This is a genomic window from Virgibacillus alimentarius (assembly GCF_017874635.1).
Classification (GTDB): domain Bacteria; phylum Bacillota; class Bacilli; order Bacillales; family Amphibacillaceae; genus Virgibacillus_B; species Virgibacillus_B alimentarius.
Genome location: NZ_JAGIKX010000006.1, coordinates 83136 through 104370, shown reverse-complemented (window position 1 = coordinate 104370; position 21235 = coordinate 83136). Strand labels below are relative to the sequence as shown.

Below are 21235 nucleotides of genomic sequence, written 5' to 3'. Positions count from 1 at the left end.
TTTTCTCCGGCTCCGGTTGATTTTCTCCGGCTCCGGTTGATTTTCTCCGGCTCCGGTTGATTTTCTCCGGCTCCGGTTGATTTTCTCCGGCTCCGGTTGATTTTCTCCGGCTCCGAAAAAACGAGTGCCAATGGCACTCGTTTTTTCTCTTAATAAGCTCTCGCCCAGTAGATCATTTCTTTTGCTTCTTTTCCACAGCAAACACATGTGTCAGCAACTTTTTCCTGTTCAAATGGGATACAGCGGGATGTTGCCTGGGTTTCCTCTTTAATTTTTTCCTCACAAGCTACATCGCCACACCACATTGCTTTAATGAAACCGGGATTTTCATCAAGCGTTTGATTAAATTCCTCCATTGTTGTTGCAGTACTTGTTTTACTGTCTCGATGAGCTAATGCTTTATTATACAAATTTTGCTGAACTTCCTCTAATACATTCGGCAAACGTTCCTTTAACTCATTAAGTGGAACAAATTCTTTTTCACCGGTATCGCGTCGTACAAGCACAACTTGATCTTTTTCAATATCTCTTGGTCCCATTTCAATCCGTACTGGGATCCCTTTCATTTCGGACTCATTAAACTTCCACCCAGGTGTTTTATCACTTGCATCGATATCGATACGAACAATGTCTTTGAGTTGATCACGAAGGTCATACGCTTTATCTAAAACACCTTCTTTATGTTGCGCTATTGGCAGGATTATAGCTTGAGTTGGAGCAATGCGTGGTGGCACAACCAATCCCCTATTATCTCCATGAACCATAATCAATGCGCCCATAATACGTGTTGAAAGACCCCATGATGTTTGATGGACAAATTGAGTATCACCATTTTCATCTAAATACGTAATATCAAATGCTTTTGCAAATTCCGGGCCAAAATGATGTGATGTTGCAGATTGCAATGCTCTCCCATCATGCATTAAACTTTCAATTGTTAATGTATATTTAGCTCCTGCAAATTTCTCTTTTTCCGTTTTACGTCCACGAATAACCGGGATTGCCAAATACTTCTCTGTCAAATCAGCATAAATACCTAACATTCTTTCTGTTTCCTCCGAAGCATCCTCGGCCGTAGCATGTGCAGTATGTCCTTCTTGCCAGTGAAATTCGGATGAACGCAAGAATGGGCGTGTCGTTTTTTCCCAGCGCACTACATTCGCCCATTGGTTATACAGCATTGGCAAATCTCGATAGGAATGGATGTTTTTAGAGTAGTATTCACAAAACAGCACTTCTGAAGTTGGACGCACTGCAATGCGCTCTGCTAATTCTTCATCCCCGCCATGTGTTACCCAGGCAACTTCCGGTGCAAAACCTTCTACATGATCCTTTTCTTTTTGCAGGAGGCTTTCTGGTATAAATAATGGAAAGGCAACATTGGAATGCCCAGTTTCTTTAAATTTCCTATCTAGCTCATCGCGGATGTTTTCCCAGATAGCATAACCATATGGCTTAATAATCATCGTTCCCCGCACTTGTCCATAATCAACTAATCCTGCTTGCTTTACAACATCTGTGTACCACTGTGCAAAGTTTTCTTCCATTGGCGTTACTTTTTCAACAAATTGTTTCTTTTTACTCAATCTACACACCTGCTTTATAACGTTATTTTGATTACTTTTTCATTTAGACATACAAAAAATCCTCCATCCAAAAAGGGACCGAGGTCTGGTGGTACCACCCTTGTTTACAGTAAATCATGCCACTGTACACTTTGTTTAATAACGGTCAGGTGACCGCGCACACCTTCTAGCCTGCTTAGCTTTTCTGATGGCGAACTTTAAGGTAGGTTCTAATCGTTTTCTTTAGAAATTTGCAGCAACCATTTCCTCTCTGAAAAGAAAACAAACTATACTAGTCCTTATCAACGTTTCATTTATACATTTCCTAATATATAGATATAAAAACCTAAAGTCAAGTTGGAGTAATGAAAGAAGTAAAGTGGCTGAATGTTAACTGTCTTTTTAGACAACCTCCCCTTCAAATTAAAGCGTGTATTGACTTTCTTTAATTTCATGCGCTTGTCCGTACTTACGCATTGCTGCATGATAAGTCGGTCCAACCATTTCCGTATATGAAAATCCATATTCAATTCCTGTAGTGACAAAACCTTTAGCTTGTTTAACAGCTTCCACAATAGATTTTCCTTTTGCTAGGTAGGCGGTAATAGCTGCTGAATAGGAACAACCTGCACCGCTTGTGTTTACTGTATCAATTCGAGGTGCTTCTAGTACGGTCAACTTTTTACCATCAAATAAGACATCAACTGCTGGTCCTTCTAATCTTCCGCCTTTGACCAGTACATAATTTGGGCCTAATTGATGAAGATCCTTTGCAGCCCGCTTTAAATCTTCCACCTTATTTAAGCTTCTTCCATCTAATAAGAAGGATGCTTCCGGCATGTTTGGTGTAATTAAAGTCGCTTGTGGCAATAGCTTTTCTTTTAATGCCTCAATTGCATCATCTTTTAAAAGCTTTGAATCTAACTTTCCAACCATAACTGGATCAACAACAATATTTTCGATTGAACTTTGATCGATCAATTCGGCAGTTTTTTCAATAACCTCTTTTGAGAAAAGCATTCCTGTTTTTAGAGCATCTGTGCCCACTTGCTTCATAGCTGTTGCAAATTGCGCTTCAATTGCTTCGATTGTCATTGGATGCACATTTTTATCGGTTTGCGGATGTCTTGCAACAATTGCCGTTACAACGCTCATTCCATAAACATCCAGTTCCTGAAATGTTTTCAAATCTGCTTGAATTCCTGCACTTCCCCCAGCAGCTGATCCCGCAATTGTTATGACACGTGAAGGATAATTCATATTCATATGTATCATTCCTTTCCCAATTAAAATATGATAGTAATTAAAAACCATATGATCATGGTTGCCTGAATGACTACTTTAGAAATAGCCCCTCCTAAAAAGCCAATTAAAGAACCAATCGACGCACGTAACGCTTGTAAGGGGGTTCTTCTTTGTAGCATTTCAATAATAAAAACTACAATAAAAGGGATAATCAAAATACCAAACGGCGGTATTATGAATGAACCTACGATTACAGCAATCGCTGCACCACGTTCGCCCCATTTGCTTCCTCCAAATCTTTTCACGAAATAACTATTTGCTATTATATCAGAAATAATTATTAATAAAGTAAGAATTAGCATTCCAATCCAGAACATCATTGTTAAATCGTCTCCGGATCCGGATAGAAAGAAATGATAAAGTAAAAATCCTCCCCAGAGCAACAATACTGATGGAATAATAGGATAAATCACACCAATGAAACTCAATATAAACAGAGCTACAATCAGAATCCATAGCAAAACATTCAATAACTTCTCCTCCTCTCCCTCTGGTATATGTAAAAATTTAATCTAGAAAAGCATCTCTATTTTACAACAGAGATGCTTTAAAAGATATTTGTTTTCTCCCTATTATTTTGTTTTAGCTTTATGATCAACCAATATAATAGATCCATTTACTAAATCATGTGCAGAAGCATCCATAATTTTTTCTAAAGAAAAGGCAACCTTCTCTCTTTCCTCTTTATTCTCTGCAACAAAAATTGGAACACCACCGGAAATTTGATCAGGATTCAATGTAACAACAGCAACGATTTCTGCCATTATGCCTTACCTCCTTTATATGCTTCTGTGGGCATACGAACTGAATTCTCCACAATAGGGGCCCCTTTAACAGCTCTAAGAATTTTTTGGGGATCCTTTTCACGTGGTAAAATGAAAATTGCTAATTTCCCGCTTTCTAAGTCAAGTTTCGCCATAGGTATCAGTGTAGGTTCACCTGAATCACGATAGACACCTAATAATGTGGACAAATTATGCAATAAAGCCTGACGCTGTCCAAGTCCCGAGAGCGTAACTTTGGAATTATCATTTTTAGGAGTAAGTACCAGACCAACTCCATTTTCTTTAATAATCTCAATATCCTCTCTTAAACCAACGTTCATGATGTAAATGGATTCTACAAATAAATCCGGATCTTCAATTTTCACATCTGCAATATGAACATCTGCAATATGTTCGATACTTTTTCCCTTTTGAAACATTTTAGCTACAAGTAATGATAAAATACCGGCAACTACACCCCAATACCATACGAATAAAACTGTAAACAGGGATGCGATAAGTGCACTAAAAATAACTAAATAGTTTCTTCCTTCAAAAACCATTGCTATCCCTTCAATATAGGCATTACCACGGGGAACAAGTTCTAAATCATCTATTTCCGTTAAAGTCTCCCTTTCCATTCTCCGGACATCTCTGAACTGTTGTGCAGCAAGTGTCAAAAAAGTAACAGCTGTATATTCTTTACTTAAAAGAGCCGGAACAACTAAAGCTCCTAATCCTGCTGCAATGACGCCTAATGACATATGAATAACTTTTCCATGCGGATATGTCGGATATTGGCGATAATCTGTACGAAGCAACATAATTTTAGCAATTATTCCAAACAGCAACCCAATTACAATGCCAAGAAATTCTGGCTCTTTTAGTATCGATAATGGCATTTAAATCCTTCCTTTAGCTCCAAAATAACTTATCGTTGTTAGGCTTTACTTTTTTTTATTTTTTATGAATTTGTGTAAGATAAGAATATAGTGCAAATAGAAATGAGGATTACTTAATTAATGAAACATCTGAAGAAAGACTTTGTAGCGTGGGTGATAGTTGTTTTATTTGTAATGATGGTTTTCACTATTTATCATCAAATGAATCAGAATAGATACGAATACATAGAAAACAAGGATGATGACTCGTACGAACAGCTTCATCCTATTGTCTCTGAAAAAATGGAGGAATTACTTGATAAAGCAACTAAGCAAAATATTCATGTAGTGATTACTGAAACAGTACGGACGATGGAGAAGCAAGAAGAATTATATGCACAAGGAAGGTCGTCTGAGGGGAATATTATAACGTACGCTCAGGCAGGTGAATCCTATCATAATTATGGGTTGGCTATTGACTTTGCCATCGAAAATAGTCAAGGTGATGTGATCTGGGATACTTCCTATGATGGAAATAATAATGGAAAGTCCGATTGGTTAGAAGTAGCTGACATTGCAAAAGAACTGGGCTTTGAATGGGGTGGAGATTGGCCGAATTTCAAAGATTTTCCTCATTTACAAATGTCTTTTGGATTAAGTATTGAGGAATTAAAAAAGGGAAAGCGGCCGCTAAAGTAAAATAAATGTTTAAAATTAAAAAACCGCACAAAAAGTGTGGTTTTTTAACCATCTATTTTCTAGTTATTTGCGGCCATTTTGCAGCATTCTAGAATATACACATAGAACCAGTATCTTACTGAATCAATAAAATAATAGATATACGACGACCTGTCCGGTGGTCATTAATTACAAAACTTTTTCACCTTTATCTGTCTGTATATTCCTTTCGTTCTTGGTGGTTATTTTCTTCATCAGGTTTTGGATCCACTGTATGTTTATAACCATACCCCTTTGAAATTGTCACGAGAGATAAAACTAAAACGATTAATGTTATTATTATTGCTACAACAATATTTACTGTCACAACATCCATTTTATTTGCTCCTTATTTTAAATAATACCCTCTATTAAAATAACAATTCGTGTAGTGCATTACAAGTTTTTATTGTATCTAAATGGTTCTATCTTTTTCCACCCTTTTTCATCGAAAAAAGTTAATACAATAGGATTTGCAGTAGTAATTTGTGTTTCCATTTTCTCTAATTTATTCCGATCAGCAAATTGTTTTACTTTTTGATATAAATGCTCGTCAATTCCTTTTTTCTGATAATCTTTACAAATAGAAAAACGATCAATATATAGCGTTCTTTTCGATAGATTGATATAAAATAAAACAAAGCCAACTACACTTCCTGACTTCTCAACAAGATAAATCTTTCCTATTTCGTCCTCGATTATTTGCACAAATAGCGCTTTATCAAGATTTACCTGCCTGTTAGATAGATGATCATTCACCGGGTTATCATGAATGCGTGCAATTTCACTAAAATCTTCTAGTTTGGCTTCTCGAATTTTATACATTATTCTCTCTCCTTATGCGTTTTCAAAAGGTTTTATTAATCCATACACAGCCTCTGTAAATGGCAGTTCCAATCCTTTTGCTTTGGCTAAACGAAGTGCTCCACCATGTAGATGATCTACTTCTAGCGTTAAATTCTTTCTGCGGTCTTGATGCATGGAGGATGTTGCATCACGATTTAGGTTCATGAAATTCTTTTTTGCTTTTTCTACATCTACATCAGTTAATTCCACCTCATATTTGTTAGCTAGCCGTTTCATCTCTTGCAAGATCATTTCAGCAACATAGAATGTTTCTTTATAGTCACAAATGGGGCCAATTGGTAAATTAGTTGCTGTCGTTATACCAGAAAAAGCAGTTATATACATATATTTCTTCCATAATTCAAGTGAAATTGCTTTACTATGAATCATTTTGATATTTGCTTGTTTACTAAGTTCTTCTAGCTGATTACAAATCGTTGTTTGAGCTGGCTCAAGTGGACCAAAAACCAGATTATGAAACGCGCTGGAATGTTCTACATGCCCTTTATTATTTAGTGTTGCAATAATAAAGCAAAGCCCGCCTAGAACAGCGTCTCTGCCAAGCTGTTCTTGAAGCACACTAACATGCTCTATCCCATTTAGAACAGGTAATACATTAGCTCCCTTTTCCACTAATTGTTTTACATCATCCATTGCCCCTTTGAGGTGGTACCCTTTAACACTTAAGAATACAAGATCTGCAGCATCAATTTCAGATGCGTTTGTAACAATTTTTGGGTTTTTGATCGCATAATCTCCTTTTGTACTTTTAATGTCAAGTCCATGATTCTGAATTTGCTCGGCCCTTTTTTTTCGAACTAAAAATGTGACCTTCGCCCCTGCTTCTTCAAATCTTCCGCCAAAATAGGCGCCTAAGGCTCCCGCCCCAATTACAACAATATGCATAAAAATCCTCTCCATGAATTAAGATTTATTATCACTATCGTACTTTGACTCCCAAACTTTTGTCTATATTTAATCCTGCGCTTTCATCATTTCTTAAAAACTGTCTTTAAAGATAAGCAAAAGTATAAGAGAAACAAACTATAACCGAGTATATCTTAGGATAACCTAGCTTATATCTATATATATAGTGATATGCTTGTTTTTTTCGAATTATCTAATAATATGAGGTTTGAATCTAAAACTAAATAACTATACCATTGTATAATAAATGTAAAAAAATTCTCTCTAGCATAATATTCTAATCCCTAGAAACATAGATAAAATAATGAAGACAATATGTTTTATGCTGGGAGCTAGAGACAATTTTTTATTTTTACTTTTTACTTGGTATTACACAATTTAAAGGGGGTTTATTCGAGATGAAGAAATTATTATTTTTTTTAGTACTAGGTTTATCTCTTATCCTTTTCACCGCATGTGGTTCAGACGATGCTAGCGGAGACGGGGGTGGTAACACCTTAGAAGAACTACAAGAAAAGGGAAAAATTAAAGTTGGTTTCGCCAATGAAAAACCATACGGTTATGAAAACGAAGACGGGGAATTAACTGGAGCGTCGGTAGAGACTGCCAAGGCTGTATTTGCTGAGCTCGGTATTGACGAAGTAGAAGGACACCTTGCAGATTATGATCAGCTTGTACCAGGATTACAAGCAAAGAAATTCGATGCAATCACATCTGGTATGGCGATTACACCAGAGCGTTGTGAAAGCGCTGCCTTTGCAGAACCTGATATGAAATATGGTGAGGGTTTAATTGTTCAAAAAGGAAATCCAAAAGATTTGCATAGCTATGAAGATATCGCAAATGACCCTGATGTAACTGTATCAGTCATGTCAGGAGCAACAGAGAATGATTTTCTAAAATCGGAAGGTGTGGATGAAAGTCAAATCCAAAGCGCTCCTGACATCCCTGCAACTTTTTCAGCAGTTGAATCTGGGCGTGCAGATGCAACAACCGGTACAGAAATGACAATCAAAATGGCTTTAGAATCTGCTAATAATGATAAATTAGAGTTCGTAGAAGATTTTGAGCAACCAGATATTGAAGGTGTACCTAGTTATGGTGCAGTAGCATTTCACCCAGAAAACGAAGAGCTTCTGGAAGCTTTTAATGAAAAACTCGCAGAATTGAAAGAAGACGGTACAATTGCACAAATTTTAGAAGATAATGGATTTAGTGCAGAGGCTAACTCTGTCGAAGATGGTGTTACAGCTGAAATGGTTTGTAATGGAGAAGAATAAATATTATTCACTAATTTAGTTTATATTAGATGAAATGACTCCATAGGGTCCAACTCCCTCACCTAGGGGAGTCGGATCTTTTTTCTTTCTAAAAACCTACAATAATTTGTTAATGAATCATGACGATAGAAGGAGTGATTATAATTAGTGCGATAGGTGAGATCTTTCAGGAACTAATGAGAGGGGTAAATATAACAGTAACTATCCTGATTGCCTCTGCATTCTTCGGTTTTCTGATGGCCTTTGTAGCTGGTCTATGCCGGCTTTCAAATAATGCAATTATACGTGGATTTACTGGAATTTATGTAGAATTTTTCAGAGGGACATCTCTTATTGTCCAATTGTTTTGGTTATATTATGCTTTACCAATATTATTTGATATTCATTTAGGAAACGATTTTTGGGCGGGAGCTTTAGCAATCGGGTTAAACTACGGTGCATATATGTCTGAAATAGTCCGTGGGTCCATATTATCTGTTGCAAAAGGACAAACAGAGGCAGCAACCGCGCTAAACATGTCGCGATTTCAGCGAATGCGCCTTGTTATTTTGCCTCAAGCAGTACGGATGATGCTTCCTGAATTCGGAAACTATCTGATTCAAATGCTAAAGGCAACTTCCCTTGTTTCATTAATTGGATTAACGGATGTCTTGTATTACGGTGATAATTTTAGAGATAATCACCTATCTTTAGCACCGACTGCTTATATAGCGGTACTCATATTCTATTTTATTCTTGCTCTTCCATTAATTTGGTTTACACGGAAAATGGAAAATGCTTCAAAGAAAGGGGTGGCTAGTTAATGAAGTGGGACGTATTTCTTGATGCTTTTCCAATTGTAATATCAGGTATAGGAATTACACTTGGTTTAACAATTGCCTCTTTTCTATTTGCTTTAATATTTGGCTTTTTTTGGACCTTTACGCAACGCATTCCCATAAAACCAATTGCCTGGATTTTTACATGGATAATGGAATTTATTCGATCCACCCCACCGCTCGTTCAACTATTTTTTATCTACTATGCTTATCCGATGGTACCACATATTGGAATGACACTTGATCCTTTCACAAGCGCAACCTTAGGTCTAGGCATTCATTTTAGTACCTATATTGGGGAAGTATATCGTTCTGGTATTGAGGGTGTAGAAAAAGGGCAATGGGAAGCTTCAACTGCTCTCAACTTTTCTACTCGCCAAAAATGGACAAAAGTCATTTTGCCACAAGCAATACCACCGACGATCCCAATGATTGGAAATTACTTAATTATCTTATTTAAGGAGGTTCCACTAGCTTCGACAATTGGGGTAATAGGTATCATGCAATTGGCACAGGATTATGGTGCAAAGTCATGGAACTATTTGGAACCATTAACGATTGTAGCAATTTTATTCCTAATTTTAAGCTATCCTTCAGCTATCCTTATTAATAAACTGGAGAAAAAAATGAACCGGCGATTCGATAAAAAAGAAGCTATTAAAACAACGCATAGTAGGGAAGGAGCAGTGATGTAATGATAGAATCAACAAAAACACATAAAGATGCACATAACTCATTTGAAGAAGCGGAACCGATCGTAACTTATAAAAACGTGCATAAATCATTTGGAGAGGTCGAAGTTTTAAAAGGGATAGACTTAGAAATTAAACCTGCGGAGAAAGTTGCCCTCATTGGTCCAAGTGGGTCGGGAAAAACCACCATTATTCGTATGTTAATGACACTAGAGCGGCCAACTTCAGGCCATATTATTGTCGATGGTAACTATTTATGGCATGTAGAAAAGAATGGAAAGCTTATCCCCGCAAATGAGAGGCATTTACGGGAAGTTCGCGGTGATATTGGAATGGTATTTCAACATTTTAATCTTTTTCCTCATATGACTATTTTAGAAAACTGTATGACCGCTCCGATACATGTACAAAAGGAAAACAAAGCATCAGCGAAACAACGTTCAATTGAAATGCTTGAAAAAGTTGGATTAGGTGATAAGTTAGAAGCTTACCCAAGCCAGCTCTCCGGTGGACAAAAACAACGGGTTGCAATGGCACGAGCCCTCGTAATGCGCCCCAAAGTAATGTTATTTGATGAAGTGACATCAGCATTGGATCCAGAGCTTGTCGGGGAAGTACTTGAAGTGATTCGAGATATTGCACATGAAGGTGAAATGGCTATGATACTAGTTACGCATGAAATGGAATTCGCTCTAGAAATTGCCGACCGTGTGGTTTTCCTAGATGGCGGGGTCATTGCTGAACAAGGCAACCCTAGCGAGGTATTAGAGCATTCAGAAAACGAACGCCTTCAAAGCTTTTTAAAAAGATTTAGAGCCTAAAAAGGTTTGGGGACATAATAAAGTCCCCAAACCTTTTTAATTCCATGAAAATCCACTCATCCCTTATACTTATCCGTTTTATTTGTACATTCGATTTTAAATCATATGTATTCCATGTAACTTGAGGAAAATCCAAAAGTTCGAGATTCATCAGCTAAAAAAGCACTGCGAATACTCTTGCTTTCTTTGCCCCGCAATGCTTTCATTTCCTTTATTTTTCCGGATCATCACCAATAATTCTCACTTCCCGTTCTAACTGAACATCAAATTTTTCCTTTACAGTTTTTTGTACAAAATGAATTAAACCGATATATTCTTCTGCGGATGCATCATCTTTATTGACGATGAAACCAGCATGTTTTGTTGATACCTGCGCTCCGCCAATTTGTTTTCCTTGTAAATTACTATCTTGAATTAATTTCCCTGCAAAATATCCAGGAGGACGCTTAAACACACTCCCACAAGATGGATACTCAAGTGGCTGTTTTGATTCCCGTTTAAATGTGAGATCATCCATAACCGCTTTTATTTCATCGTAATTTCCATCTTTTAATGAAAACGTTGCTTCAAGCACGATGTACCCATTGTCTGGAATATTACTTGAGCGGTATTTTAAATCCAATTCATTGGCAGATAACGTAAGGAGATCACCATTCCTATCAACAACAACCGTACTTGTTAATACATCCTTTATTTCTCCGCCATACGCCCCAGCATTCATATATAAAGCACCACCAACAGAACCTGGAATTCCACAAGCAAACTCTAGCCCAGTTAATTTTTTGGCTAGTGCTTCTCTTGAAGCGTCAATGATACGAGCGCCACTTTGAGCAATCATTACTGTGTCATCCGCTTTAATCGTATTTAATTTTTTTAAGTTCATGATAATGCCCCGGATTCCACCGTCTTTCACAATTAAATTGGACCCATTTCCCAATAAGGTGAATGCGATATTCATTCTATTTGCAAGTTTTACAATTTGCTGCACCTGTACATATGTCTCTGGTGTCACAAAAAAATCGGCCTTCCCGCCTAAATGTGTGTACGTATGATTTTTCAAAGGTTCATTAACCATCACATTTTGCTTCGAAGTAATTTCTATTAGTTTTTCATACGTATGATGATCATTTACCACTTAAATCATTCCCTTTAATATTTTCTATTCTAAAAGGATGTTCAAAAAAGTGACCTGACGCACCTCTTTTTTTCCTTGTTACATTGTAAGTTATTCCATATTATTTTTCCATAGAAAAGAATGAATATATTGATCGACTTCTCCATCCTCATGTAATGCGCTATGACCTAAACCTTCTCTTTCAATCAAAATTTCCTCCAATTGGTCTGCCGGTATAATATCCTGTATCGAGGACACGCTTTCTGGCGTGGCCACCATATCTCCCGTACTGCTGATACTTAGTACAGAAATATTCCGAGGAAAATTCCCTTGCTTCTTCCGCAGCTGTTTAAGAGCAGTTGAATTAGGCTTTAAGTCAGTTGCCGCTTCATCATGATTAATTTGAAAATAATTTTCATTATAGATGCCGTCGAATGGACTTCCTAATGTAATTAGTTTCCCCACTGTAGGATATACGCTTGAATCTTGATATTCTTGTATATATTTAAGCGAGACAATGCCGCCCATGGAGTGCCCAACTAAGTTGATTGAATTTATATGATAAATTCCTTTCATATGCTCTAATACATTCGCTAGCCATCTTGTATTCGTTTCAAGGCCAGCCCGATTATTTTCGAAAATCACCTGTATAAATACTGGCTCCCTCTGGCTCTTATTAAGGTCATAAGCATGGATTTTCCCTTGAGGTGAAACGCGGTATATCAATGCTTTATTTCCCCATTTGTAATTTTTTTCGAATCGTTGTAGCATATGCCCAAACGAATTTTCTGTTCCTTTATAACCATGTAAAAAAATAGTCGGTTGAATCAAATGATCGGAACTAGCCGATTTAGGTATATATATAACAACGATTAGACCGATTAAAAAAATAAAAAAAGACGCAACACTAATAATATGTTTCCTTTTCAAAACGGTTACCCCACTTATGTTATTCAGTCAAAGAAGCTTTCGCTAAGCAATTCCTATTGACTATTTAATTATAGCATTTTAACCCTGTAAATGTCTTATTTATTGAAGGATTTATTATCAAAAATCAATATATAAGACAGAAGCTTTCAGAAGAGAAAACTGGGGAGATCTACGGAAAACGTAAAATAGATGTGGAGCCGCCAGTCTTTGGATTTATGAAGGCTAATTTGTGTTTCATACGTTTTTCAGTGTGAGGTAAAGAAAAAGGTAGAAAATGAATTAGGATTTGCGTTCATGGCAGGAAGCTTAAGAAAGTATACCGCCATGAACACAAATCCAACCATGATGATGAAAATAACTCAAACTCAAAAGGTTCCAACCATCAATTTTTGATGGTTGGAACCTTTTTTAAGATATTTTGGCTAGTTATGTTCCAGCTTCTTTCGTGTTCATTATAGACTATTTAAAGAATGGAATATTGGTTCTTGATTATCAAATGTTGCTATATATTTAAATCCTAATGATTTTAATAGTTCAATTGACTCCTTAAATTGATATGCCACCGTAGAAGCTACATGTGAATCAGAACCTAACGTAATGATTTCTCCTCCACAATCTTGATATAGTTTCAAAATATCGGGACTTGGCATACCACTATGTAAGCCATAACGGACACCAGATGTATTCAATTCGATTCCTTTGCCACTTGGAATAATTACTTTAAAAATTTCACTGATAGCATCATGAAAATCATGATCAGCTTTCTCCGTATATCTTTTTACTAAGTCAATATGTCCCATAATATTGAAATGTTTAAAATGGGTCACACAATAGAGCAGTTCTTCATAATACTGTGTATAAGCTTCATCGATTGTTTTATCTGCAAAGAAACTTCCTGAATGCAGATCCTTTTTATCAGCAGTATGCATCGAGCAAATAACAAAATCAAATCGCTCCCGTTCCATCAAATTCGTATAGTCTTGAATTTGATGTGGCTGCAGACCTAGCTCTACCCCCTTCTTAATACTTATTCTATTTTCATACAATTGTCTAAGCTCCTGTATTTTTTTATCGTACGCAGGTAAATCAAGATCAAAATCTATTGTCGGGTCAGGGTACTCATAGTCAATGTGCTCCGTAAAACAAATTTCACTCAAGCCTAGTTCAATCGCTCGCTGAACCGTTTCTTCCATGGGCGTTTTACAGTCAGCTGAAAAATCACTATGAAGATGGTAATCAAACATTTAGAAAATTCCTCCTTTAGTATTGACATTTAAAAATCTACATACTAGAATACTATATAACTTTAATTAGATAAAGTGATAAAGCGATAAAGTTCTTGGAAGGGAGTATTTTATGCAAACCTATATTTTTGACAAAACAAATGATACGGACATTGCCTTTTATCAAATACGTGAACGGCTAATCACCTTGCTGAGAAGTCGCTTTACTACTTATGGGTATAAGCAAATTCAAACGCCTACTTTTGAACCGTATGATTTATATACTACTGTAAATGGAACGATCAAGCTAGACGAAATGATTAAAGTTATTGATAATTCCGGCAAAGTACTAGTTATGCGACCTGACGTGACTATCCCAATTACACAACAAATAGCATCGAAATATAAACATTTATCAAAAGAAATACGATATTTCTACGTTACAGATGTTTTTAGACAAACGCCAGATGAGTCAAACAATAAGGAACGAACACAGGCAGGGATAGAGTACTTTGGAAACAATAGCCCTGAGGCTGATGCGGAAGTACTTTCCCTTGCTGTACACCTTCTGAAAGATTTGCATTTAACGAACTTTACTTTAGAGATTGGCCATGCAGGATTCACAAAGGAACTAATTTCAGAATTAGCCTTGTCTGATCAAGATCTGAAACAATTTAAACAATTAATTCAAGCGAAAAATACTAATGGTATTAAGCTTTTTTTAGCCGACCTGTCTATTGATCCGAAACTTCGTTATGCTATTGAAAATATTCCTCTGCTATACGGAGAGGCTGATGATGTCATCAAACGCGCGAAGGAAATTGCGTATAACGATAGTATGGTAAATAAGCTGCAAAATCTTGAAGAAGTTTGTACAGTGATTCAAGCGTATGGGTGCAAGCAGCATATTGTCATCGACTTAGGACTGATCAATCACATGGATTATTATTCGGATATTATCTTTCAAGGTTTTACCGAAAATGTAGGTAAACCAATTTTAATGGGAGGCAGATATGACAAACTGGCGACTCAATTTAATGCTTCCATCCCGGCAATCGGATTCGCTTGTGATATTGAAGCCTTACTAGACAGTACAAAAAATCATACTAAATCCTATCAGCCGCCAATTGATGTCGACATTTATTATGAAACGGATGAGCAGGAGTATGGACTGACAATAGCGAATGAATTACGTGAACAAAATTACCGTGTTCTAACTTTCCCAATCCCAGAAGCAAATAAGCATGAAAGTGCACAATGTACACTTTATCTTACAAGAAATAACAGTACATTATATCAGCAAAATAAATCCTGGTCATTTACCGATATAGAGAAATTAAACCAAATACTCCAGGAAGTAAAGGAGAGAATATAAAGTGGAATGTATCACGTTAGCATTAGCAAAAGGCCGTACTGCTAAGGGTGCAATAGCTATATTAAAAAGAGCAGGATTTCATTTCGCTGATTTTCATGAAAAAAGCAGAAAATTGGTTTTCTACGATACAAAAAAACAAATCAAACTAATATTCGTCAAAGCGGTCGATGTTCCTACTTATGTCGACAAAGGAGCAGCTGATATCGGTATAGCTGGTAAGGATAACATAATGGAAGCGCAGGTTGATCTTTATGAATTGCTTGATTTAAAGCTAGGTAAATGTAAATTTGCAGTAGCAGGCTTACCCGATCAAAAAATTGATCATACAACTGTTTTAACGGTTGCATCCAAGTACCCAAATGTTGCAGAGCACTACTTCGAACAAAAAGGAATAACCGTTGACACCATTAAACTAAACGGTTCTGTTGAATTAGCCCCTCTTATTGGGATGGCTGATGTTATCGTCGATATTGTGGAAACTGGAAATACCATAAATGAGAACGGACTAACTATAATTGAGGACATGGAACCAATCAGTACTAGACTAATTGTAAACAAGGCTAGCTTTGCTACAAAAACAAAAGAAATCCAACAAATCATTAAAAAATTAGAATCTGTTTTGGAGTGATCATAAATGCAAATCGTAACAGCCAAACAATACAAAAATGAAATACTGCGTGTCGCTTCCATTCAAAATGATACAAAGATAGATCAAGCAGTGTTAGAAATTATAGCTGACGTTAATAAAAACGGAGATGCTGCTTTAACTGCTTACTCGGCAAAATTTGATTGTGTAAATCTGGATCATTTCCTTGTCTCTAAAGAAGAAATTGATGAAGCTGAAAAACTTGTCGATTCTTTATTTCTAACTGCCATTCAGCGAGCAAAAGAAAACATTACACAATTTCACGAAGTTCAAAAGGAACAATCTTGGTTTATGAATAAAGAAGATGGTATTCTTCTCGGCCAAAAGGTCACCGCAATCGAAAAAGTAGGTGTATACATCCCAGGTGGTAAAGCCGCTTATCCATCTACTGTTTTAATGAATGTTATCCCTGCAAAAATAGCTGGAGTTGAATCTATTAACATTGTCACTCCTCCTCAGCCTGATGGTAAAGTCAACCCGCATGTTCTTGCAGCTAGTCGAATTGCCGGCGCAGACCGCATTTTTAAAGTTGGAGGAGCTCAAGCTATAGCAGCGCTCGCATACGGAACAGAATCAATCGAAAAAGTTGATAAAATTGTTGGTCCGGGAAACGCCTATGTTGCAAGTGCAAAAAAGTGGGTTTATGGTGATGTAGCGATTGATATGATAGCTGGTCCAAGTGAAATTTGCGTTGTTGCAGATGAAACAGCTAAGGCAGACTATGTAGCTGCTGACCTTCTGTCCCAAGCCGAACATGATGAGCGAGCTACTTCTATATGTATCACAACACATCAACAAATGGCTAAAGCCATACAACGTGAGATAAGAAAACAGGCTGAGCATTTAGAACGACAGACCATTATCCAGACATCACTTAAACAAAATGGACGTATTATTATTGCCGATACGTTACATGAGGCATTTGAATTAGTTAATGAGATTGCTCCAGAACATTTACAGCTAATGATAAAAAATCCTACTGAGAATATCTCCTATATTCGAAACGCAGGTGCTATTTTTCTGGGAAACTATTCCCCTGAACCTTTGGGAGATTATTTCGCTGGACCAAACCATACGTTGCCAACAAGTGGAACAGCCGCATTTTCCTCTCCATTAGGCGTTTATGATTTTATGAAAAAGTCAAGTATCATTCATTATTCAAAAGATGCATTACAAGCAGCTTCCAATCAAATTATAACTTTAGCAAATACAGAAGGACTATCAGCGCATGCCAATGCTATACGTATTAGAAAGGATGATGAAAATGCGCCAATTTGAATTAAACAGGAAGACAGCGGAAACATCCATTCATTTAAATTTTGCCATTGACGGTACCGGTAAAACAGACATTCAAACAGAGGTTGGCTTCTTTGATCATATGTTAGTTTTAATGTCAAAACACGGTCTATTTGACATGACACTACAATGCTCAGGCGACCTGGATGTCGATCAGCATCATACTGTCGAAGATATAGGAATTGTCTTTGGTCAAGCTTTTAAAAAATGCATAGGTAATAAAGCAGGGATTAACCGTTATGCCACTGTGACGTCACCTATGGATGAAGCACTATCTACTATTTCGATTGATATAAGCGGAAGATCACATCTTGTCTATCATGTTGACGGCCTAAAAGATAAAGTTGGTGATTTTGATACGGAACTGGTAGAGGAATTTTTTCATGGTTTTGTAAATCACGCACAAATCACGCTTCACATAAATCTAGCATATGGAAAAAACACACACCACATCATCGAATCGATTTTCAAGGGATTTGGCCGTGCTTTAGATGAAGCAACTCAAAAAAATTTACGTATTCAAGGAGTTCCGTCAACCAAGGGAACATTGTAAAACAACTACTACATGCGAAGGAGTTAAAATGATGATTCTTTTACCTGCAATTGATATAAGAAATGGGAAATGTGTCCGCCTTGTTCAAGGTGATTATAATAGAGAAAAAATTTATAGTGATTCCCCGACCGAAATTGCTAAAAGATGGATTAATAAAGGTGCCAAGGCTTTGCATATCGTTGATTTGGATGGGGCTAGAACGGGGAACTCAATCAATAGACCCGTTATAAAATTAATCGCACAGCAAGCCTCCATTCCCATCCAAGTTGGAGGTGGTATTCGCACAATGAACAATATTGAAGATTATATAGATGCGGGGGTCAACCGGGTTATTATTGGAACTGCAGCTATTAATGATCTGAACTTTTTAAAACAAGCCGTAACCCGTTTTGGTGAAACAATTGCTGTCTCTGTTGATGCAAGAAATGGTTATGTTGCAACAGATGGATGGACGGATACAAGTACCGTTAAAGCATTGGATTTAATAAAGAAATTAAGACAAATTGGAGTAAAAACAATTGTATACACTGATATTCTAAAAGATGGCATGTTAAAGGGCCCTAATTTCAAAGAATTACAAACGATTAATGAAGCCACATCCATTAATGTCATTGCTTCTGGTGGGGTCTCAAGCAAACAGGACGTTGAAAAACTTCAAGCTTCAAAACTATATGGAGCGATTATAGGAAAAGCACTATATGATGGCAGACTCTCTTTTGAGTCATTAGTGGGTGAAAACGCATGAAGAAGCGAATTATCCCTTGCTTAGATGTTGATAAAGGCAGAGTAGTAAAAGGAAAAAAATTCCAAAATATTCAAGATGTTGCAGACCCAATTGCATTAGCGCAAAAATATAACGAAGAAGGTGCCGATGAACTCGTCTTTTATGATATTACTGCATCAACGGAAAATAGAAACATTTTTATTGACCTAGTTGAAAAAATAGCTGCAGTAACATCCATCCCTTTTACTGTCGGCGGCGGTATTCGTACCCTGAAAGACATTCAGCTTGTACTCCAGGCTGGAGCAGATAAAGTGTCTATTAATAGCGCTGCTATTACTAACCCCTCCATCATTGAGGAAGCTTCAAAACGATTTGGAACATCCAAAATTGTTTTTGCGATGGATGCTAAACAAGTTGGAGCGGAAACATGGAACGTGTTCAGCAATGGCGGTAAAAAAGATACAAAAATAGACGCAGTTGAATGGGCTATGACAGGTGAAAAATTGGGTGCCGGCGAAATTGTAGTAAATTCGATTGATGGAGATGGAGAAAAAAGAGGTTATAATCTCGCATTAACACAAAAAATTGTTGAGACAGTGAACATTCCTGTCGTAGCAAGTGGTGGTGCGGGCGAAGAAATCCACTTTACAACAATCCTCCAAAAAGGAAAAGCAGATGCAGCACTTGCTGCCTCGGTCTTCCATTATGGTGAAATAAAAATATCAGATTTAAAAGATTACTTAATAAACCAAAACATTCCCTTGAGGAGGAATACATGATGAAGGTAGACCTTCCAAATTTAACTTTTAATGAAAATGGACTGATTCCGGCAATTGTTCAAGATAACACAACTGGAAAAGTGCTCATGCTTGCCTATATGAATAATGAAGCTCTGGATAAAACAGTGGAAACAAAAGAAACCTGGTTTTTTAGTCGCTCTAGACAGGAGCTTTGGAATAAAGGAGCAACCTCAGGAAATAAACAAAAGCTAAAAGATATTTCTTATGACTGTGACCAGGATGCTTTATTAATTCAAGTGGAACCTTTAGGACCTGCTTGTCATACCGGTGAATCCTCCTGTTTTCACCAAAACCTATATCAAGAGGAGACTCAAAATAGAGAAGTTATTCACCAGTTAGTATCAAATATTAAAAAACGCCGCCAAAACCCAATAGACGGTTCCTATACAACTTATCTTTTCAAGGAAGGGCTTGATAAAATACTTAAGAAAATTGGCGAAGAGTCAAGTGAAGTAATCATCGGGGCTAAAAATCAAGATAAACAAGAAGTAACATGGGAAATTTCTGACCTCACCTATCACACTTTAGTTTTGATGGAACTCTCAGGCGTAACCATCCAGGACATTAAAGATGAGCTCAATAAAAGGCATATCCAAAAAGAAGGGAATAGAAATGAGTAAATTTTGGAGTTCCATGGTTAAGCGAACAGAACCATATATACCGGGGGAACAACTAAATGAGGAAAATATAATAAAATTAAATACGAATGAAAATCCTTATCCACCTTCTCCCGATGTTCTAAAATCAATTCAAAAAGAAATGGAGCATAAATTACAATTATATCCATCACCATCTGTTGATCATTTACGCCAAGCAATTGCGGCGCAACATGACGTAAAGAAGGAAAATATATTTGTGGGAAATGGATCTGATGAAGTATTAGCCTTTTCCTTTATGGCATTTTTTGAGCCAGGGAAAAAGATTCTCTTTCCAGAGATCACATATAGCTTTTATCCTGTTTACTCTAAATTATTTAATATACCGTTTGAAAAAATCCCATTAAATAGTGATTTCACTTTACCTAAAGAGGAATTTTTCCAATCAGAAGGTGGAGTGATATTCCCGAACCCAAATGCTCCAACTGGTGTTTATTTGTCCATTAGAGCTGTTGAGGAAATTGTGCAAAATAACCCTGGATGTGTCGTTGTTGTTGACGAAGCATATATTGATTTTGCTTCTGGTTCTGCTATTTCCCTGATCAATTCATACGATAATTTACTTGTTGTTCAAACGCTGTCAAAGTCTCGCTCTCTGGCTGGACTGCGGGTTGGCTTTGCACTAGGTAATGCAGCATTGATTCAAGCACTAACCCGAATAAAAGACTCTTTTAACTCCTATCCGATTGACCGATTAGCAATCGTAGGTGCAGAAGCTGCAATGCTGGATCACACTTATTTCAAACAAACAACCGAGCGAATTATTCAAACAAGAGAATGGGTTGCAAAGGAATTAAAAGATTATCATTTTCACGTCATTCCCTCTCAGGCGAATTTTCTTTTTGTCCGTCATAATGATCATCAGGCAAAAGATTTATACGAAAGGCTTAAACAAGAAGGTGTTGTGGTCCGTCATTTTGACAAAGATCCGATCGCTAATTATTTACGGATTACAATTGGTACCGATGAAGAAATGAAATTACTTTTCACAAAATTAGCTTTTATTCTAGATGAAGGGTGATTAAAGAGAAGCGCTTCTATTTTAGATCCCAAGTCTGCACAGTTGTTTTATGGATGGACTACGATAGTGGAATAAAAAACTATTTTCTTGTGGTCCAACTGGATTTGGCTGCTCATACCTTTGAAATCATAAAAAAATAGCAGGGGATTTGTACTGTATCCCAAAAGTTAGAGTGAAATCTAACTTTTGGGGTCACTTCCATATACCCTGCTATTTTTTATCCTGATTAAAATGCTAAATCTTACGTGGTCAATGTCTTTTCTTATTTACATCCTTCAAGA

The 21235-nt window shown here is 36.8% G+C and carries 24 protein-coding genes, 1 pseudogene and 1 other annotated feature; of the genes and pseudogenes, 14 read left to right on the top strand and 11 right to left on the bottom strand.

The genetic code is table 11. The features are described from left to right. Window positions 1-149 precede the first annotated feature (149 nt). The 5 genes from proS to J2Z81_RS06020 form a co-directional block, all read right to left on the bottom strand. Complete coding sequence (gene proS / locus J2Z81_RS06040; RefSeq protein WP_390337480.1) at window positions 150-1547, bottom strand: proline--tRNA ligase; 1398 nt, start codon at window positions 1545-1547, stop codon at window positions 150-152. Between the two features lie 109 nt (window positions 1548-1656). Then, window positions 1657-1880: a binding site (T-box leader), on the bottom strand. A gap of 108 nt (window positions 1881-1988) precedes the next feature. Next, complete coding sequence (thiD, locus tag J2Z81_RS06035; protein WP_029269606.1) at window positions 1989-2825, bottom strand: bifunctional hydroxymethylpyrimidine kinase/phosphomethylpyrimidine kinase; 837 nt, start codon at window positions 2823-2825, stop codon at window positions 1989-1991. Between the two features lie 26 nt (window positions 2826-2851). Beyond that, complete coding sequence (locus J2Z81_RS06030; protein WP_029269608.1) at window positions 2852-3340, bottom strand: DUF456 domain-containing protein; 489 nt, start codon at window positions 3338-3340, stop codon at window positions 2852-2854. A gap of 102 nt (window positions 3341-3442) precedes the next feature. Beyond that, window positions 3443-3634 carry a capping complex subunit for YIEGIA gene (locus J2Z81_RS06025; RefSeq protein ID WP_029269610.1) on the bottom strand — a complete coding sequence of 64 codons (192 nt, stop codon included), beginning with the start codon at window positions 3632-3634 and terminating at the stop codon, window positions 3443-3445. Further along, window positions 3634-4536 (bottom strand): YIEGIA family protein, encoded by a 903-nt coding sequence (locus J2Z81_RS06020; RefSeq protein WP_029269612.1) that lies wholly within the window; start codon window positions 4534-4536, stop codon window positions 3634-3636. The genes J2Z81_RS06025 and J2Z81_RS06020 overlap by 1 nt, the downstream gene beginning before the upstream one ends. Window positions 4537-4656: 120 nt before the next feature. Between J2Z81_RS06020 and J2Z81_RS06015 the strand changes: the two genes are divergently transcribed. Beyond that, window positions 4657-5214: a M15 family metallopeptidase gene (locus tag J2Z81_RS06015; RefSeq protein ID WP_226370914.1), complete on the top strand. Its 558-nt coding sequence runs from the start codon at window positions 4657-4659 to the stop codon at window positions 5212-5214. Window positions 5215-5401: 187 nt separating this feature from the next. Here J2Z81_RS06015 and ytzI read toward each other — a convergent pair whose 3' ends face one another. From ytzI to J2Z81_RS06000, 3 genes are read right to left on the bottom strand one after another with little or no spacing between them, the layout of a single operon-like run. After that, entirely contained in the window at window positions 5402-5569 is a 168-nt protein-coding gene (gene ytzI, locus J2Z81_RS06010; RefSeq protein WP_084179239.1) for a YtzI protein, read from the bottom strand. A 59-nt stretch (window positions 5570-5628) separates the two neighbouring features. After that, on the bottom strand, window positions 5629-6057 hold the full coding sequence (locus tag J2Z81_RS06005; protein WP_226370913.1) for a GNAT family N-acetyltransferase: 429 nt from the start codon (window positions 6055-6057) through the stop codon (window positions 5629-5631). Between the two features lie 12 nt (window positions 6058-6069). After that, a complete protein-coding gene (locus J2Z81_RS06000) occupies window positions 6070-6984 on the bottom strand; it encodes a ketopantoate reductase family protein (protein WP_226370912.1) in 915 nt (304 codons plus the stop codon). Window positions 6985-7403: 419 nt separating this feature from the next. Between J2Z81_RS06000 and ehuB the strand changes: the two genes are divergently transcribed. The 4 genes from ehuB (at window position 7404) to ehuA (ending at window position 10616) form a co-directional block, all read left to right on the top strand. Next, on the top strand, window positions 7404-8285 hold the full coding sequence (gene ehuB / locus J2Z81_RS05995) for an ectoine/hydroxyectoine ABC transporter substrate-binding protein EhuB (RefSeq protein ID WP_029269620.1): 882 nt from the start codon (window positions 7404-7406) through the stop codon (window positions 8283-8285). A 176-nt stretch (window positions 8286-8461) separates the two neighbouring features. Continuing rightward, on the top strand, window positions 8462-9088 hold the full coding sequence (locus J2Z81_RS05990) for an amino acid ABC transporter permease (RefSeq protein ID WP_029269622.1): 627 nt from the start codon (window positions 8462-8464) through the stop codon (window positions 9086-9088). Further along, window positions 9088-9798: an ectoine/hydroxyectoine ABC transporter permease subunit EhuD gene (gene ehuD, locus J2Z81_RS05985; RefSeq protein ID WP_029269624.1), complete on the top strand. Its 711-nt coding sequence runs from the start codon at window positions 9088-9090 to the stop codon at window positions 9796-9798. The genes J2Z81_RS05990 and ehuD overlap by 1 nt, the downstream gene beginning before the upstream one ends. Beyond that, window positions 9798-10616: an ectoine/hydroxyectoine ABC transporter ATP-binding protein EhuA gene (gene ehuA, locus J2Z81_RS05980; RefSeq protein WP_226981255.1), complete on the top strand. Its 819-nt coding sequence runs from the start codon at window positions 9798-9800 to the stop codon at window positions 10614-10616. Before ehuD ends, ehuA begins: the two co-directional genes overlap by 1 nt. A gap of 211 nt (window positions 10617-10827) precedes the next feature. On the opposite strand, the gene murB is transcribed toward ehuA, so the two are convergent. Beyond that, on the bottom strand, window positions 10828-11751 hold the full coding sequence (gene murB, locus J2Z81_RS05975; RefSeq protein WP_226370911.1) for a UDP-N-acetylmuramate dehydrogenase: 924 nt from the start codon (window positions 11749-11751) through the stop codon (window positions 10828-10830). Window positions 11752-11841: 90 nt separating this feature from the next. After that, a complete protein-coding gene (locus J2Z81_RS05970) occupies window positions 11842-12660 on the bottom strand; it encodes an alpha/beta hydrolase (RefSeq protein WP_029269627.1) in 819 nt (272 codons plus the stop codon). Window positions 12661-12779: 119 nt separating this feature from the next. Here J2Z81_RS05970 and J2Z81_RS05965 point away from each other — a divergent pair. Next, window positions 12780-13053: pseudogene (locus tag J2Z81_RS05965) on the top strand (hypothetical protein); the annotation flags it as partial. A 59-nt stretch (window positions 13054-13112) separates the two neighbouring features. Here J2Z81_RS05965 and J2Z81_RS05960 read toward each other — a convergent pair. Beyond that, window positions 13113-13904 (bottom strand): histidinol-phosphatase HisJ family protein, encoded by a 792-nt coding sequence (locus J2Z81_RS05960; protein WP_029269629.1) that lies wholly within the window; start codon window positions 13902-13904, stop codon window positions 13113-13115. 112 nt (window positions 13905-14016) lie between these two features. Here J2Z81_RS05960 and hisZ point away from each other — a divergent pair, with 112 nt between their 5' ends. Genes hisZ through hisC form a run of 8 tightly spaced genes read left to right on the top strand, consistent with a single transcriptional unit; the run spans window position 14017 to window position 20954 of the window. Continuing rightward, complete coding sequence (gene hisZ / locus J2Z81_RS05955; RefSeq protein ID WP_029269630.1) at window positions 14017-15258, top strand: ATP phosphoribosyltransferase regulatory subunit; 1242 nt, start codon at window positions 14017-14019, stop codon at window positions 15256-15258. Between the two features lies 1 nt (window position 15259). Then, window positions 15260-15886 carry an ATP phosphoribosyltransferase gene (gene hisG / locus J2Z81_RS05950; RefSeq protein WP_029269631.1) on the top strand — a complete coding sequence of 209 codons (627 nt, stop codon included), beginning with the start codon at window positions 15260-15262 and terminating at the stop codon, window positions 15884-15886. 6 nt (window positions 15887-15892) lie between these two features. Continuing rightward, window positions 15893-17182, top strand: coding sequence for a histidinol dehydrogenase (hisD, locus tag J2Z81_RS05945; RefSeq protein WP_226370910.1), 1290 nt, complete (start codon window positions 15893-15895; stop codon window positions 17180-17182). Further along, window positions 17169-17753 carry an imidazoleglycerol-phosphate dehydratase HisB gene (gene hisB, locus J2Z81_RS05940; protein ID WP_029269635.1) on the top strand — a complete coding sequence of 195 codons (585 nt, stop codon included), beginning with the start codon at window positions 17169-17171 and terminating at the stop codon, window positions 17751-17753. The genes hisD and hisB overlap by 14 nt, the downstream gene beginning before the upstream one ends. A gap of 31 nt (window positions 17754-17784) precedes the next feature. Then, complete coding sequence (gene hisA, locus J2Z81_RS05935) at window positions 17785-18498, top strand: 1-(5-phosphoribosyl)-5-[(5-phosphoribosylamino)methylideneamino]imidazole-4-carboxamide isomerase (RefSeq protein ID WP_029269637.1); 714 nt, start codon at window positions 17785-17787, stop codon at window positions 18496-18498. Then, window positions 18495-19256, top strand: coding sequence for an imidazole glycerol phosphate synthase subunit HisF (gene hisF, locus J2Z81_RS05930; protein WP_226370909.1), 762 nt, complete (start codon window positions 18495-18497; stop codon window positions 19254-19256). The genes hisA and hisF overlap by 4 nt, the downstream gene beginning before the upstream one ends. Then, window positions 19256-19897 (top strand): bifunctional phosphoribosyl-AMP cyclohydrolase/phosphoribosyl-ATP diphosphatase HisIE, encoded by a 642-nt coding sequence (gene hisIE / locus J2Z81_RS05925; RefSeq protein ID WP_390337468.1) that lies wholly within the window; start codon window positions 19256-19258, stop codon window positions 19895-19897. The genes hisF and hisIE overlap by 1 nt, the downstream gene beginning before the upstream one ends. Then, window positions 19890-20954, top strand: coding sequence for a histidinol-phosphate transaminase (gene hisC, locus J2Z81_RS05920; protein ID WP_029269643.1), 1065 nt, complete (start codon window positions 19890-19892; stop codon window positions 20952-20954). The genes hisIE and hisC overlap by 8 nt, the downstream gene beginning before the upstream one ends. Window positions 20955-21235: the final 281 nt, after the last annotated feature.

Bases quoted from the DNA above. Each gene is read 5' to 3' on its own strand.
- proS (WP_390337480.1), bottom strand. From the start codon at position 1,547: ATGGAAGAAAACTTTGCACAGTGGTACACAGATGTTGTAAAGCAAGCA.
- thiD (WP_029269606.1), bottom strand. From the start codon at position 2,825: ATGAATTATCCTTCACGTGTCATAACAATTGCGGGATCAGCTGCTGGG.
- J2Z81_RS06025 (WP_029269610.1), bottom strand. From the start codon at position 3,634: ATGGCAGAAATCGTTGCTGTTGTTACATTGAATCCTGATCAAATTTCC.
- J2Z81_RS06020 (WP_029269612.1), bottom strand. From the start codon at position 4,536: ATGCCATTATCGATACTAAAAGAGCCAGAATTTCTTGGCATTGTAATT.
- J2Z81_RS06015 (WP_226370914.1), top strand. From the start codon at position 4,657: ATGAAACATCTGAAGAAAGACTTTGTAGCGTGGGTGATAGTTGTTTTA.
- ytzI (WP_084179239.1), bottom strand. From the start codon at position 5,569: ATGGATGTTGTGACAGTAAATATTGTTGTAGCAATAATAATAACATTA.
- J2Z81_RS06005 (WP_226370913.1), bottom strand. From the start codon at position 6,057: ATGTATAAAATTCGAGAAGCCAAACTAGAAGATTTTAGTGAAATTGCA.
- J2Z81_RS06000 (WP_226370912.1), bottom strand. From the start codon at position 6,984: ATGCATATTGTTGTAATTGGGGCGGGAGCCTTAGGCGCCTATTTTGGC.
- ehuB (WP_029269620.1), top strand. From the start codon at position 7,404: ATGAAGAAATTATTATTTTTTTTAGTACTAGGTTTATCTCTTATCCTT.
- J2Z81_RS05990 (WP_029269622.1), top strand. From the start codon at position 8,462: ATGAGAGGGGTAAATATAACAGTAACTATCCTGATTGCCTCTGCATTC.
- ehuD (WP_029269624.1), top strand. From the start codon at position 9,088: ATGAAGTGGGACGTATTTCTTGATGCTTTTCCAATTGTAATATCAGGT.
- ehuA (WP_226981255.1), top strand. From the start codon at position 9,798: ATGATAGAATCAACAAAAACACATAAAGATGCACATAACTCATTTGAA.
- J2Z81_RS05960 (WP_029269629.1), bottom strand. From the start codon at position 13,904: ATGTTTGATTACCATCTTCATAGTGATTTTTCAGCTGACTGTAAAACG.
- hisZ (WP_029269630.1), top strand. From the start codon at position 14,017: ATGCAAACCTATATTTTTGACAAAACAAATGATACGGACATTGCCTTT.
- hisD (WP_226370910.1), top strand. From the start codon at position 15,893: ATGCAAATCGTAACAGCCAAACAATACAAAAATGAAATACTGCGTGTC.
- hisB (WP_029269635.1), top strand. From the start codon at position 17,169: ATGCGCCAATTTGAATTAAACAGGAAGACAGCGGAAACATCCATTCAT.
- hisA (WP_029269637.1), top strand. From the start codon at position 17,785: ATGATTCTTTTACCTGCAATTGATATAAGAAATGGGAAATGTGTCCGC.
- hisF (WP_226370909.1), top strand. From the start codon at position 18,495: ATGAAGAAGCGAATTATCCCTTGCTTAGATGTTGATAAAGGCAGAGTA.
- hisIE (WP_390337468.1), top strand. From the start codon at position 19,256: ATGAAGGTAGACCTTCCAAATTTAACTTTTAATGAAAATGGACTGATT.
- hisC (WP_029269643.1), top strand. From the start codon at position 19,890: ATGAGTAAATTTTGGAGTTCCATGGTTAAGCGAACAGAACCATATATA.